Source organism: Streptomyces geranii (assembly GCF_002954775.1).
Classification (GTDB): domain Bacteria; phylum Actinomycetota; class Actinomycetes; order Streptomycetales; family Streptomycetaceae; genus Streptomyces; species Streptomyces geranii.
Window position 1 is genome coordinate 1 of sequence record NZ_PJME01000060.1, and the last position, 13,227, is coordinate 13,227.

14 protein-coding genes are annotated in these 13,227 nt (G+C 69.8%); 3 read left to right on the plus strand and 11 right to left on the minus strand.

From position 1 onward, the window contains the following. Positions 1-86: 86 nt before the first annotated feature. Positions 87-1,133 carry a LacI family DNA-binding transcriptional regulator gene (locus CW359_RS39340; protein ID WP_105975036.1) on the minus strand — a complete coding sequence of 349 codons (1,047 nt, stop codon included), beginning with the start codon at positions 1,131-1,133 and terminating at the stop codon, positions 87-89. A 304-nt stretch (positions 1,134-1,437) separates the two neighbouring features. Between CW359_RS39340 and CW359_RS39345 the strand changes: the two genes are divergently transcribed. From CW359_RS39345 to CW359_RS39355, 3 genes are read left to right on the plus strand one after another with little or no spacing between them, the layout of a single operon-like run. Beyond that, positions 1,438-2,595, plus strand: coding sequence for a Gfo/Idh/MocA family protein (locus tag CW359_RS39345; protein WP_105975037.1), 1,158 nt, complete (start codon positions 1,438-1,440; stop codon positions 2,593-2,595). Further along, positions 2,592-3,749 (plus strand): dihydrodipicolinate synthase family protein, encoded by a 1,158-nt coding sequence (locus tag CW359_RS39350; RefSeq protein ID WP_105975038.1) that lies wholly within the window; start codon positions 2,592-2,594, stop codon positions 3,747-3,749. Before CW359_RS39345 ends, CW359_RS39350 begins: the two co-directional genes overlap by 4 nt. A 47-nt stretch (positions 3,750-3,796) precedes the next feature. Next, complete coding sequence (locus tag CW359_RS39355) at positions 3,797-4,594, plus strand: sugar phosphate isomerase/epimerase family protein (RefSeq protein ID WP_105975075.1); 798 nt, start codon at positions 3,797-3,799, stop codon at positions 4,592-4,594. An 84-nt stretch (positions 4,595-4,678) separates the two neighbouring features. Here CW359_RS39355 and CW359_RS39360 read toward each other — a convergent pair whose 3' ends face one another. The 10 genes from CW359_RS39360 to CW359_RS39405 all read right to left on the minus strand — a co-directional run bounded on the left by CW359_RS39360 (position 4,679) and on the right by CW359_RS39405 (position 13,004). Then, a complete protein-coding gene (locus tag CW359_RS39360; protein ID WP_105975039.1) occupies positions 4,679-5,695 on the minus strand; it encodes a hypothetical protein in 1,017 nt (338 codons plus the stop codon). 46 nt (positions 5,696-5,741) lie between these two features. Further along, positions 5,742-7,169 (minus strand): cytochrome P450, encoded by a 1,428-nt coding sequence (locus CW359_RS39365; protein WP_232838803.1) that lies wholly within the window; start codon positions 7,167-7,169, stop codon positions 5,742-5,744. Positions 7,170-7,177: 8 nt separating this feature from the next. Continuing rightward, the gene (locus CW359_RS39370) at positions 7,178-7,864 is read right to left on the minus strand and encodes a class I SAM-dependent methyltransferase (protein WP_105975041.1); all 687 of its coding nucleotides are present in this window, start codon (positions 7,862-7,864) and stop codon (positions 7,178-7,180) included. Between the two features lie 116 nt (positions 7,865-7,980). Beyond that, positions 7,981-9,345 (minus strand): NAD(P)/FAD-dependent oxidoreductase, encoded by a 1,365-nt coding sequence (locus CW359_RS39375; RefSeq protein ID WP_105975042.1) that lies wholly within the window; start codon positions 9,343-9,345, stop codon positions 7,981-7,983. Further along, positions 9,338-9,877, minus strand: coding sequence for a flavin reductase family protein (locus CW359_RS39380; RefSeq protein WP_105975043.1), 540 nt, complete (start codon positions 9,875-9,877; stop codon positions 9,338-9,340). Before CW359_RS39380 ends, CW359_RS39375 begins: the two co-directional genes overlap by 8 nt. Next, positions 9,870-10,358 (minus strand): SRPBCC family protein, encoded by a 489-nt coding sequence (locus CW359_RS39385; RefSeq protein ID WP_105975044.1) that lies wholly within the window; start codon positions 10,356-10,358, stop codon positions 9,870-9,872. Before CW359_RS39385 ends, CW359_RS39380 begins: the two co-directional genes overlap by 8 nt. Positions 10,359-10,399: 41 nt before the next feature. Further along, positions 10,400-11,374: a bifunctional lysylphosphatidylglycerol flippase/synthetase MprF gene (locus tag CW359_RS39390; RefSeq protein ID WP_105975045.1), complete on the minus strand. Its 975-nt coding sequence runs from the start codon at positions 11,372-11,374 to the stop codon at positions 10,400-10,402. Continuing rightward, positions 11,358-11,822 carry a hypothetical protein gene (locus CW359_RS39395; RefSeq protein ID WP_105975046.1) on the minus strand — a complete coding sequence of 155 codons (465 nt, stop codon included), beginning with the start codon at positions 11,820-11,822 and terminating at the stop codon, positions 11,358-11,360. The genes CW359_RS39390 and CW359_RS39395 overlap by 17 nt, the downstream gene beginning before the upstream one ends. 146 nt (positions 11,823-11,968) lie before the next feature. Next, positions 11,969-12,091 carry a DUF397 domain-containing protein gene (locus CW359_RS46940; protein WP_232838804.1) on the minus strand — a complete coding sequence of 41 codons (123 nt, stop codon included), beginning with the start codon at positions 12,089-12,091 and terminating at the stop codon, positions 11,969-11,971. Next, positions 12,054-13,004: a helix-turn-helix domain-containing protein gene (locus CW359_RS39405; RefSeq protein ID WP_105975048.1), complete on the minus strand. Its 951-nt coding sequence runs from the start codon at positions 13,002-13,004 to the stop codon at positions 12,054-12,056. The genes CW359_RS46940 and CW359_RS39405 overlap by 38 nt, the downstream gene beginning before the upstream one ends. Positions 13,005-13,227 lie beyond the last annotated feature (223 nt).

Here is a 13,227-nt window from a genome sequence, read left to right on the forward strand (position 1 = left end):
CCCCCCCCGCCCCGGGGGGGGGGGGGGGGGCCCCCCCCCCAGGGATGGGTACGGGTAGGGGCGGCGGGGGCGAAAAACCACCCCCCCTACGACCGAGGCACCCCCGAAGACCCCCGAACCATCAACTCCCCCCGAGCCGTGGCGATCCCCCCGGGCGGCGCCTCCTCCCGCCCCATGGCGATCCGCCCCGCCCGAGCCCCCGCCTCCGACAACGGCAACCGCACCGTCGTCAACGAAGGCACCGCGTCCACACTGAACGGCAGATCGTCGAACCCGGCGACGGAAACGTCCTCCGGGATCCGCCGCCCCGACTCCCGCAGCGCCGCACACGCCCCGATCGCGACGGAGTCGTTCGCGGCGACGACAGCGGTAAGAGACGGATCCCGGCGGAACAGCTCCAGCGTGGCCTCGTACCCCGACCGCCGGTCGTACCGCCCATGAACCGTCCACCGGGGATCCTCGGCGATCCCGTGGCCCGCCAGCGCCGCCCGGTGCCCCTCCAGCCGGTGCCGGGTCGTCGTCCGCTCCTCCGGCCCCGCGATGTACCCGAGCCGCCGATGCCCGAGCCCGATCAGGTGCTCGGTCAGCTCCTGACCCCCACCCCGGTTGTCGAACGTCAGCGCGATCGCCGAGGTGTCCGGCGCCGGCGGACGCCCGCACAGCACCACCTTCGTGCCCGCCTCCTCCAGCCGCCGCAGCTTCGCCGAGACCGCCGCGAGATGCGGCGGGTTCTCCACCGCGCCGCCCGTCAGCACGACCGCCGCCGCCCGCTGCCGCTGCAGCAGCGTGAGATACGTCAGCTCACGCTCCGGCGAGCCCCCTGTGTTGCACACCACAGCCAGCCGCTCACCGCCCGCACGCCCGCCCGGACCCGACACCTCCGACTGGATCGCGCTCGCCATGATCCCGAAGAAGGGGTCGGCGATGTCGTTGACGAGGATCCCGACCAGGTCGGAGGTGGCCGCGGCGAGTGCGCTCGCGGGCCCGTTGAGCACGTAGTCCAGGTCGTCCACGGCGCGCAGCACCCGCTCGCGGGTGGTCGCGGCCACGGGATAGTTCCCGTTCAGTACGCGCGACACCGTCGCGGGCGAGACCTGCGCGCGGGCCGCCACGTCCGCCAGGGTCACCGTCATGTCGTCGTCCTCCGGTCGCGCGTCATGTCGTCTGCCGCGTCGCTGTAAGTTGTCGTATTTTGCGTCTTCGTGTCCATGCCGATGCAGACCCTATGACCTTCGGCCCTCGCCGTTCGTCCCCCCGAACAATTCGGCCTCTCTGTGCTCTTGTCCAGACCGGTGCACAGAGGCTAGCTTCTTCCTGTATAGAAAGCGCTTGCTGTAACGCTTGCCAGTAGGGCTGCCGGAGGCGGTTCTCCAGCCGGGCGTACGCGGCGCGTACACCGCGTACCCCGCCCCCAGTGGCACCTACGAAGGGAAAGACGTGACACGCAAGACGGTGCGTATCGCCATGAACGGCGTGACCGGGCGCATGGGCTACCGCCAGCACCTGGTCCGCTCGATCCTCGCGCTGCGCGAGCAGGGCGGTCTCGACCTCGGCGACGGCACCGTGCTGTGGCCGGAGCCGATCCTGGTCGGCCGCCGCGAGCACGCCCTGCGGGCGCTCGCCGAGCAGCACGGCCTGGACCCGGAGAACGTCTCCACGGACGTCGACGCGGTCCTCGCCGACCCGACCGTCGAGATCTACTTCGACGCCCAGGTCACCTCCGCCCGCGAGGAGTCGCTCAAGAAGGCGATCGCCGCGGGCAAGCACATCTACACGGAGAAGCCCACCGCCACCGGCCTCGACGGCGCCCTGGAGCTGGCCCGCCTGGCGAACGCGGCCGGCATCCGCCACGGCGTCGTCCAGGACAAGCTCTTCCTCCCGGGCCTGCTCAAGCTCAAGCGCCTCATCGACGGCGGCTTCTTCGGCCGCATCCTCTCCATCCGGGGCGAGTTCGGCTACTGGGTCTTCGAGGGCGACTGGCAGACCGCCCAGCGCCCCAGCTGGAACTACCGTTCCGAGGACGGCGGCGGCATCGTTGTCGACATGTTCCCGCACTGGGAGTACGTCCTCCACGAGCTGTTCGGCCGCGTCAAGTCCGTCCAGGCCCTGACCGCCACCCACATCCCGCAGCGCTGGGACGAGAACGACAAGCCGTACGACGCCACGGCCGACGACGCCGCCTACGGCATCTTCGAACTCGAAGGCGGCGCGATCGCCCAGATCAACTCCTCCTGGGCGGTACGGGTCAACCGCGACGAACTCGTCGAGTTCCAGGTCGACGGCACCGAGGGGTCCGCCGTCGCGGGGCTCCGCAACTGCCGTGTCCAGCACCGCAGTTCCACGCCCAAGCCGGTCTGGAACCCCGACATCCCGGCCACCTACTCCTTCCGCGACCAGTGGCAGGAGATCCCGGACAACGCCGAGTTCGACAACGGCTTCAAGGCCCAGTGGGAGCTGTTCCTCAAGCACGTCTACGCCGACGCGCCCTACCAGTGGGACCTGCTGGCCGGCGCCCGTGGCGTCCAGCTCGCCGAACTGGGCCTGAAGTCCTCGGCGGAGGGCGTCCGTCTCGACGTTCCGGAGATCTCGCTGTGACCATCCAACTCCCGGACGCCACCGGAGCGTTGAGCGCGTACGAGCCACGCGCGACGCCCCTCGCCCTCACCCCCGGCACCCCCTTCACCTCCCGTACGGTCTACTCGGCGGCCCACGTCGTCGCCGACCCGTACGCCGACGTGTCCCCGGACTCCCCGGCCGCCGTCGACTGGGACGCGACCCTCGCCTTCCGCCGCCACCTCTGGTCCCACGGCCTCGGCGTCGCGGAGGCCATGGACACCGCCCAGCGCGGCATGGGCCTCGACTGGGCGGGCGCGGCCGAGCTGATCCGCCGCTCGGCCGCCGAGGCCAAGTCGGTCGGCGGGCTCATCGCCTGCGGTGTCGGCACCGACCAACTCACCACCCCCGGCGCCTCCTTGGCGGACATCCGCAAGGCGTACGAGGAGCAGCTCGCCCTCGTCGAGGAGGCGGGCGCCAAGACGATCCTGATGGCGTCCCGCGCGCTCGCCGCCGCCGCACAGGGCCCCGAGGACTACCTCGACCTCTACGGCCACCTGCTGCGCCAGGCCGCCGAACCCGTGGTCCTGCACTGGCTGGGCCCGATGTTCGACCCGGCGCTGGAGGGCTACTGGGGTTCGTCGGACCTCGACGCGGCCACCGACACCTTCCTCGCCGTCATCGCCGCCCACCCCGACAAGGTCGACGGCATCAAGGTTTCGCTCCTCGACGCCCAGCGCGAGATCGACATCCGGCGCCGCCTCCCGCAGGGCGTGCGCTGCTACACGGGCGACGACTTCAACTACCCCGAGCTGATCGCGGGCGACGAGCAGGGCTTCAGCCACGCCCTCCTCGGCATCTTCGACCCGCTGGGCCCGCTGGCGGCGGAGGCGGTACGCGTCCTGGACACCGGGAACACGGCCGGTTTCCGCGAACTCCTCGACCCGACGGTCGAGTTGTCCCGGCACCTCTTCCAGACGCCGACCCGCTTCTACAAGACGGGTGTCGTCTTCCTGGCCTGGCTCGCGGGCCACCAGTCGCACTTCACCATGGTCGGCGGACTCCAGTCGGCCCGCTCCCTCCCGCACTTCGCCCGCGCGTACCAACTCGCCGACGGTCTGGGCCTGTTCCCCGACCCGAAGCTGGCGGAGGAGCGGATGAAGAACCTGCTGTCCGTGTACGGAGTGGCCCAGTGAGCAGCACCTCGAATTCCTCGGATCTCTCGCGCTTCAGCATCAACCAGATGACGGTGAAGCAGCTGTCCCTGCCCGAACTCGCCGAGGCGTGCGTCGAGTTGGGCGTGCCCGGCGTGGGCCTGTGGCGTGCCCCGGTCCAGGAGTACGGCGTCGAGGCGACGGCGAAACTGCTCCGCGACGCGGGCCTCGCCGTCACCACCCTCTGCCGTGGCGGCTTCTTCACGGCGATCGACCCGGCGGAACGCGCGGAGGCCCTGGCCGACAACCGCCGGGCCATCGACGAGGCCGCCACCCTCGGCACGGACACCCTCGTCCTGGTCTCGGGCGGCCTGCCCGCCGGTTCGAAGGACCTGTACGGCGCCCGGGAGCGCATCGCCGACGCGCTCGCCGAACTGGGCCCGTACGCCGAGAAGAACGGCGTACGGCTGGCCATCGAGCCGCTGCACCCCATGTACGCGGCCGACCGCTGTGTCGTCTCGACGCTCACCCAGGCCCTCGACCTCGCGGAGCGCTTCCCCGCTCACCAGGTCGGCGTCACGGTGGACACGTACCACATCTGGTGGGACGACAACGCGCCCGCGCAGATCGCCCGCGCCGGTGCCAGTGGCCGTATCCACACCTTCCAACTCGCCGACTGGACGACCCCGTTGCCCGAGGGCGTCCTCAATGGCCGTGGCCAGATCGGCGACGGCTCGATCGACATGCGCGAGTGGAAGACGTACGTCGAGGCGGCCGGTTACACCGGTCCCATCGAGGTCGAGCTGTTCAACGACGGGCTGTGGGCCCGCGACGGGCGCGAGGTGCTCGCGGAGACGGCGGCGCGGTTCGTGGAGCACGCGGCGTAACGCGTAACGCGTGCGGCCGTTCGTGCCCGGTGAACAGGCGGATCACCGGGCACGGACGGTTTTCTCCGCCGACCGCTGCAGACGTCAGGCGCGGATCTCGATGCCGTGCGAGCGGTCGTCGGTGAGGATCTCCATCAGCGCGCGGTGTTCGGTGCGCAGCCGGTCGACCTTGCCGGTGACCTTGTTGCGGACCTCCAGCTCACAGCTGGTGATCTTCGTGTTGAGGCAGTGCTTGATACCGCCGGGCGGGTTGTAGTAGTTGAGCCCGACGAACTGCTCCTTGGTCGCCAGGAACCGCCCGCTGACGGTCACGGCGTCGTCGCCCGTGCTGAAGTCCCAGTGGAAGTAACCGAATTGGGCCTTGGCGGTCAACGCCCGCCGCAGTGAGACGAGTTGGTACTCCCGGTCGTCGTGCCGCAGGACGAGGAAGGTCACCAGCGGGGTCCGCACCGGACCGATCTTCGCCCGCGCGGTGACGATCTCCAGGAAGCTGTCCGGGGCGTCGTCGAACCCGGCGACCTGCCCGAAGGCGTAGTAATCCGTGTGCTGGCTCCCCCAGTTGTGGTTCTGGCTGCCGGTCCAGCCGTCCACGTCGACCGTCTCGCCGTCGACCGTGAGCGAACCGTCGAAGCGGGCCAGCGGCATCCCGACCAGGCTCTTGGCCTTGGGGAAGCCGCCCGCGTACATCTTCTGCGGCAGCAGGAACAGCGGCGGTTCGGTGCCCTCGTACGTCAGGTCCCAGCCGATGCCGCCGTTCGGTCCCCGTGCCTCGCCCTTGAGCCTGCCCGGCTCCAGCACCCGGTCACCGACCCGGGCGCCGAACACCCCGCGCCGGAAGTCGCATTCGGCGATCGGATGCTCCTCCTTGGCGACGACGTGCCGTCCCGTCACCCCGTCGAAGTACACCGCCCACAGCTCACCGATGGCCGCCTCCGGCATCCCGGCCGGACTGAAGACGGTGTACCGGATCCAGAAGGCACGCGGCTCGGTCGGGTGGTTTCCGCGCTGGTAGAAGCTCTCGTAGTGGCCCTGCGGCCGGGCCGGGTCGTACTGGACCGTGTTGAGCGGCAGGGTGTGGGGGTCGTCCTGGCGCGGCACCATCGGAGGCTCCAAATCCATTGCGGTGAAAGGGGGTTGGGGGGAGGGGCTAGCTGACTGGATGACGCGGGCGTCGGTCGTGCAGGGTCATCACCATGCCGTAGCGGGGGCGCAGGGTGATGGTGGCGTGGTCCACGACCCGGTGGGACGGGACGTGCCGGAACTCGTAGCGCTGCACCAGCGCGGCCAGCAGCAGATGCGCCTCCATCAGCGCGAAGTGCTTGCCGATGCAGAGGTGCGGTCCCGCACCGAAGGGCAGGTAGGCGAACCGGTGCCGTTTACCCGACTCCCTGCCCGCCCCTGTACGGAACCGGTCGGGATCGAAGCGTTCCGCGTCGGGCCAGTGCGCCGGATGACGGTGGATGTTGTGCAGGTTGACCAGGACACGCGAGCCGGCGGGCATCCGGTGGCCGCCCAACTCCGTGTCCTTCAGGGTCAGTCGGGGCACGATCGGCGCCGAAGGATACATCCGCAGCGACTCCTCGAAGACCTGGAGCGTGTACGGCATCGCGCGCAGGTCCTCGGCCGTGGGTAGCCGTCCGCCGAGGACGTCGTCGACCTCGCGCTGCACGGCCGCCAGGACGTCACGGTGGCGGGAGAGGAGGTAGAAGGTCCAGCTGAGGGTGACGGCGGTCGTCTCGTGCCCGGCGGCGAAGGTGGTGATGACCTCGTCGCGCAGCTGGCGGTCGTCCATGCCCTTGCCAGTGTCCTCGTCCCGGGCGGCGAGCAGCATGTCCAGCAGGTCGTCGGAGCGGACCTCGGCGCTCTCCGCCTCCGCCTCGGCCCGCCTCTCGCGGATGATCCGGCAGATCAACGCGTCGATGCCGTCCATGACCTCACGGAAGCGCCGGTTGCGCGGGGTCGGCCAACTCGTGGGCGGGCTGAAGGGGTTCTGCAGCCGGTCGAAGGCGAAGTTGATCGCCACGTCCACGGCGTCGGGACCGAGTTCGCCGAGCCCCTCGGTGATGTCGGTGCTGAACATGCACCGGCTGACGATGTCGAGCGTGACCCGCATCAGCTCGGTGTGCAGATCGACGGCGTCCCCGGTGCGATAGGTGGTCGCCATGTGGGTCAGCTGGTCCTCGACCGAGGCGGACATCGTCCGGAACATCGAGGAGAGGGCCTGCTTGCTGTAGATCGGCTGCATCATGCGCCGGTTGGTCATCCAGCTCTCGTGGTCGTTGCTGGTCAACAGCCCCTCGCCGAGCACGAGTCGGAGCGGGTTGTCGGGCCCGAGCTTGCCGTAGGCGGCGCTGTCGGTCAGCACCTCACCGGCCAGCTCGGGGCTCGACACCCCGTGTACGGAGACGGGCCCGAGCCGGTACCGGACGAGGTCGCCGCCCTCGCGCCAGCCGGAGCGCATCGCCGCGAGGATGTCCCGCCGGAAGGCGGGCACGCTGCCGAGCAGCGGCAACCCGCGCACCTCGGGGGCCATTTGGCGGTTCCGGTGGTTCTGGCAGTTCACTTGATGGCTCACGTGGCCGCTCACTTGCTGCCGAGGGCGCAGACCCAGCCCAGCGAACGGCGGGGCTCGGCCACGAACCGGGTGTCCTTGAAACCGGCGACATCGAGCAGCGCCACCAGCTCGGCGCCGGACAGGATGCGCAGCCCGTCCCGCTCGGACCGCTCGGTGAAGCGCCGCCCGAACAGCCGCTGGGTGAGCGTCGGTTCGGCCGCCGCCTCCTTGCTCATCTCCAGGGTGACGGCCAACTGCCCCCCGGGTTTGAGGACTCGGTACGCCTCGGCGAGCCCGCGCAGCGGATCGGGCCAGAAGTAGAAGGTCTCGATAGCGCTGACCCGGTCGAACACGGCGTCCTCGTAAGGCAGTTGCCCCACATCCCCCTGCCGGATCGCCACCCGCCCCCGGCCGACGGCACCGGCGTTGCGCCGCACGGCCTGGCGGACCATTGTGGCCGAGTAGTCGAGCCCGGCCACGAACCCCAACTCGGCCCGCCGGGCGAGCAGTTCGACGGCCATCCCGCTGCCGCAGCCGAGGTCGAGCACATGATGGGTACGGCGGACGTCCAGATGCTCCGCCGACCACCGGGTGAGCCCGCGATGCTGCACGGTCATCAGCTGCCCGACCAGCGCCCCCGGCACGCCCGCCGGGCGCCGGAAGTTGTCCTGCAGCAGTCGGTAGGGACCTCTGGTCAGTGTGTTCGCGTCGAGCATGGGCTCCCCCTCGTTTCCCTCTTCTTCGTCGCGCTCTCGGTCTCCACCAGGTCTTACGATCTCTCGCGCCGACGTCCCTCGTATGGATTTGCGCCGACTTGGGCGGGTGTCGGCCTTCACGCCGTCTTCCGTACCCCGCGATCGAGCCGTTCGAGATACCGGCGCAGCACCGCCCGCCCCACGCCACCGAGCGGCAGCGGGGGAGCGGCCGACCGGTGCCAGGGCAGTGACGGGCCAGCCCCGCCCCCGACCAACTGCCTTGCCACATAGGCCCCGTGGGCGATGGACAAGGCCAGCCCATGACCACCGCACCCCCCGATGAACCACATCCCCGGCGAGTCGGCGACCGGCCCCACGACAGGCAGGTCATCAAGGGTCACGCCGATCCGGCCGGTCCACCGGTGCGTGACGTCGGTGTCGGCGAGCAGCGGATGCAGTCCGCGCACCCGCTCGGCGAGCCACCGCCAGGTCGCGAGCCGGACCCGGTCGTCCCGCCGGACCCCGGCAGCACAGGCCGCTTCTCCCGGCAGCGAGGCCCGCCCGCCCCCCACCACGAGCCGCCCGTCCGGCGTCAGCCGGAAATACGGCGCCAGCCGAGCCGCGTCGATCAACGAGGCTCCCGACGCCTCCCCGAGCACCTCCCGCACCGCGGGCTTCAACGGCTCGGTGGCGATGGCGTGCACCTCAAGCGGGGCGACCGTGCCGACCGGCAGACCGAGAGCACCGGCACCACCGTTGACCGCGAACACCCCGGCGCCGGTACGGAGTTCACCGCGCGGAAAGAGCAGCCGGGTGCCACCGCTGCCGGTGACGTCCCGGCCCACGACAGGTGAACGCCCGTACAGCCGCGCGCCGTTGGCCACGCAGGCCCGCGCGAGGGCGGCGGTCAGCCGGGCGGGGTCCAGGGTGGCCGCCCTCCGGTACAGCAGCCCCGCCTGGCACGGCACGTCGATGCGCTCGCGCACCCCGGCCGCCGACAACGGCGGTACGTCCAGCCCGAGTTCGCGACAGGCCGCCGACTGGGCGGACAGCCGGGCCAGGCCCTCCGCCGAGCGGGCGACGACCAGTTGCTCGCCGGTGCGCACGGGCACGTCGAGGGCGCGGCACAGCTCCAGGGCGCCGGCCACCGCGTCCTCGCTGGCCAGGTGCATACGGCGGGCCGTGTCGGGGCCGAAGCGGCGGAGCGCGCGGTCGACCGGCGGACCCGCCCGGGGCCCGAGGAGCCCGGTGCCGTGGCCGCTGGCGCCGGCCGCGGGATGGCCCGCGTCGACGACGACCACATCGGCGCCGGGGGAGTGGCACAGCAGGTGGTAGGCGGTGGAGAGGCCGGCCAGACCGGCGCCGACGACGGTGAAGTCGGCGCTCAGCAGCCCCCGTACACAAGGGAGTTGATGATCCTCGGGCCGCCCGCCCCGCCACGGCGGACCCACCACCGCAGGCACCTGCACCTTCGTGTCACCGCACGGCCGGTGCTCACCCATGCCGGACCCCGCCCCTCCCATGGAACCCCCGGTCGTACCAGAGCAGCGGCTGTCCGGCGCCGGTGTGGGCGGCGAGGACCTCGCCGACGATCAGGTGGTGGTCGCCGTACGGCCGTATGTCCGTCACCGCGCACACGGACCAGGCGAGGACGTCGGTGCGGACGGGCACGTCATGGACGTACTCCGCATACTCCGAGTTCTCCGCGTGCTCCTCGCCGAAGCGTTCGGCGGCGGTGGCGAGGGGGTCGGCGCAGCGCTCGGCCCAGGGGCGGTGGCGTTCGTCGAGGACGTGAAGGGCGAAGGCGCCGTGGTGGCGGAGGGCGGCGAGGGTGCGGGAGGCGTTGGCCAGGCACAGGGACATCAGCGCCGGTGCCGCCGAGACGGCCGCCGCCGAGGAGACCGTGGCGCCGACCGACCGCCCGTCCGGACCCCGGGTGGTCACGACGCACACTCCGGACGCCAACTTGGCGTACATGTCGAGGCATTGGGCGACACCGGGCCGCGTCGCCAGGGACGACAGGGGGTCAGCCATGCCGGGAGACGGTGAGGCCGACCGGGCTCATGGGGGTCACCCGGCCCATGAGCCCTTCGAGGATGCGCAGGATGTTGTCGCGCAGGGTGCTCTCGGCGACGGGGTCGAGGATCTCGGCGAGGGTCGGGATGCCGAGGTCGAACTCGGACCGAAAGGTGACCACGGCGACAGCCATGCCTTCGTCCTCCCGCTCCTCGCACACCCAGGAGCCGTGGAAGACCTCGAAGTCGCCCTTGATCTGCTCGAACTCGACGGTCAGCGTCTCCGGGACGAACCGGTCGCGCTCGCTCCACCGCATCAGCCCGTTGCGGAAGATGACGCTCCAGTCCGACCGCAGCGATCCGTCGGCCTCCGGCGGATGTACGACGACCTCGTTCACCTTGTCGGTCAGTTCGGGATAGCGGCCGAAGTCGCAGATCAGCTCGTACGCCTGCCGGGCCGTACGCTCCTCGACGACCACCTGGACGATTACTTCGCGCATACGCGATGTACTCCTTTTTATTCAGATCCATTCAGACCTATTCAGATGGCGTTGGTTTCCCGCCCGAGCCGCCACAAGGCACTCGGCCGCACTCCACCCTGAAAGGCGATGTACTCGGGCAGCACGACATGCGGCGCCCATTTCTCCTTGTATTCGAGCTGGGCGGCAGCGGGATAGACCCGCTCCCCACGCTCACCGAGAAACCGCACGACCCGCGCGACGGCTCTGCTGGCGCCGCTCACCTCAAGGGAGGGATCGAGCCCGACGAACGGAGTGAACCCGAAATGCAGCCATTTTCCGTCGCCCTCCCCGCCGAAAAGATCGATGGCGGTCGAGTTGATGAGTTCCATCGTGCCGGGCGGGGCATCGGCCCGACGCCGACTGAGATCGTGCAGCCAGCCCGGACGGCTGCCGAAGGCGGGGGAGTAGCTGACGTACCCCACAATGTGCCCGTCGATCGAACCGGTGAAGACCCGCTGATGTTTCTGCTCGGGCCCACCCCGTTCCCCGACGAGAAACCGGAGTTCTTTGGCGTGCTTCCCTTTCCCGAGCAGCCATTCACGATCGATGAGATCGAGCGACTCCGAAGACCCCCCGGACGGGACCTCGGCAACCTCCACCCCCGCCCGCCGAGCCCGCGAAATCTTGTTCCGCAACCGCACGAACGGCGACCCGCGCAGCGTGAACCGCGCGAGATCGACGGCGTACGAGGCCCCCAGCTGGTTCACGGTGAACCCGTGGACCGCGTACAACCGCGCGTCCTCGGCCTGGAGTTGTACGGCGATGACGCGCCGTCGCCCGCCCGCCGCCCGGTCGAGAAAGGCGCCGAGCAGCCCGGCCCGGTCACCGGGGGCGGCAAAGGGCCCGCCGAGCTGGAGCAGATGCCGCCCCGCCGGCCGGAAGGCGCAGACACCGTCGTGCCGCTCGTCGAGAAAGAACTCGTTGCCGCTGTTGAGGGCGAGAAAGGCACTGGGATTGTCGGCGTGCGTCGACACCAGCTCAAACGCGGACGGCATCCTGCCCCTTCCCGGCGTAGGCCCGCTGGAATCTGGCGAAGTCCGGGTGAAGGGATGGCTCGAAAGGCACCCCGAAGGGTTTGAGGGAGTTCCCGAAGAGAGCCCGGTCGCCGAGGAGATGGATCGGCAGCGCGAGCAATGCCCATTCCGCCCCGATCAGCCAGCTCCAGAGCCCGGCGAAAACGGCCCAGGTGACGAGGGAGTGCATGAGATTGTAGGCGACGTAATAACCACGCCCGACCCGCCCGTCCGCACTTCTCCGATAGGCGATGGCACCCGGGACGTACCCGATGACATCGATGACGAGGAAAAGCGAAACGAAGAGCCACCAGCGGATCTCGGAGAGGTGTATCAGCGCGGTGACACCGGAAACGACAAGGGCGACCGACCACTCAAGCCGGGCGAGCCGGGACGTGGTTCTGGTGTAGAAGAGATTCCTGGCATCCACAAAAAGCCCCCGTACACCCGGAGTGAGACATTCTCACCTGTCTTACGGCCGGGTACGGGGCGTCCCTCGCGGAAATATCGGACTCGTGCAACGGCTCGCGGAAGAGCCTCACGTCGCTGCACACCTTGGGGCGACGGTGACGTGCCTCAACGTCCCCCGGTGAACGCCACGAACTGGGCCCAGGCGGCAGGGCTTACGAGGATCACCGGACCGCCGGGAGCGACCTTGCTGTCACGGACGGGGACGGCGCCGGGGAATCCGGGGGCCACTTCGATGCAGTTGCCGCCGTTCTCGCCGCTGTAGCTGCTCTTGATCCAGGTCGCCGCGTCGAGTTCGTGCCTGCTCATGCTGCCCGTACCCCTCCATCACGTCGCTGATCAGAGCGGCGGATTCGCGGGCTGACAGGATGTCTGCCCTGAGCACATCATAGGCGCGGCTGTGGTTCGTGAAGACGGCCGGATCGTCGTTGAAATGGCCACGGTCCAGCGACTCCGAGTACACCCACCGGTGCCCGTCAGCCAGCTCGATCAGCGACATGGACACGTTGGGACGCAGGAGTTCGGAATAGTCCGCTGGAGCCACCTGAATACGGATGTTGGGACGCCGCCCGACACTCAGCAGATGCGCGCACTGGTCCCGCATGACCCGAGGGCCACCCACCGTGTTGCGTAGACAGCTCTCGTCCAGGACTGCGACGTACAACGGGCCGTCGTCTGCAAGGAAGCGAGGTTGGCGGCTGAGCCTGGCCCGGACGCGCTCGTCCACCTCGTCGCCGCTCGCGATCCGGGAGAACAGGGCATGCGCGTAGGTCGGCGCCTGCAACAAGCCCGGGATCACCCGTTCCTGATACTCCCGGAGGGCGATGGCCTCCCCATCCATCCGCGCCCGCCGCTCGAACCAGTCCGGATGCTGAACCTCCGGATACCAGTCCACCTTCTTCCACAACCGCAGCAACACCCCACCCGTGCCAAGCAGTTCGTCGCACTTCTTCGCGAACGTGTCCTGCGGGACGCTGATCCCCGCCTCCACCTTCGCCACATGCGACCGGTCGCACGGAATCTGCGCCGCCAGCGCCGCCTGCGTCAGGAACGCCGCCTCGCGGAAGTGGCGTAACACCTCGCCGAACAGCGCCGCGTTGCTGACCCCTGCCCCGGAACCGTCCTCCGCGTTACGTCGCGCCACGTGCCCTCCCGATGAACCATCGTTTCCTTCGGTCACCCTCTGCACACCTAGAGTAATTACGCGCAGCCGAGAAAATTCTCGGATTCCCGTACAACCCTCCCCCCACCTCGCCGGTCGTACATGGCATCGGGACTTCTGGAGGGGGATCTGGGGGGATCGCTGGGGTTCTGATGCGGAGGGGAAGCCGAGGGGGCACGGTCCACGGACCGGGCCCCCTCGAAGC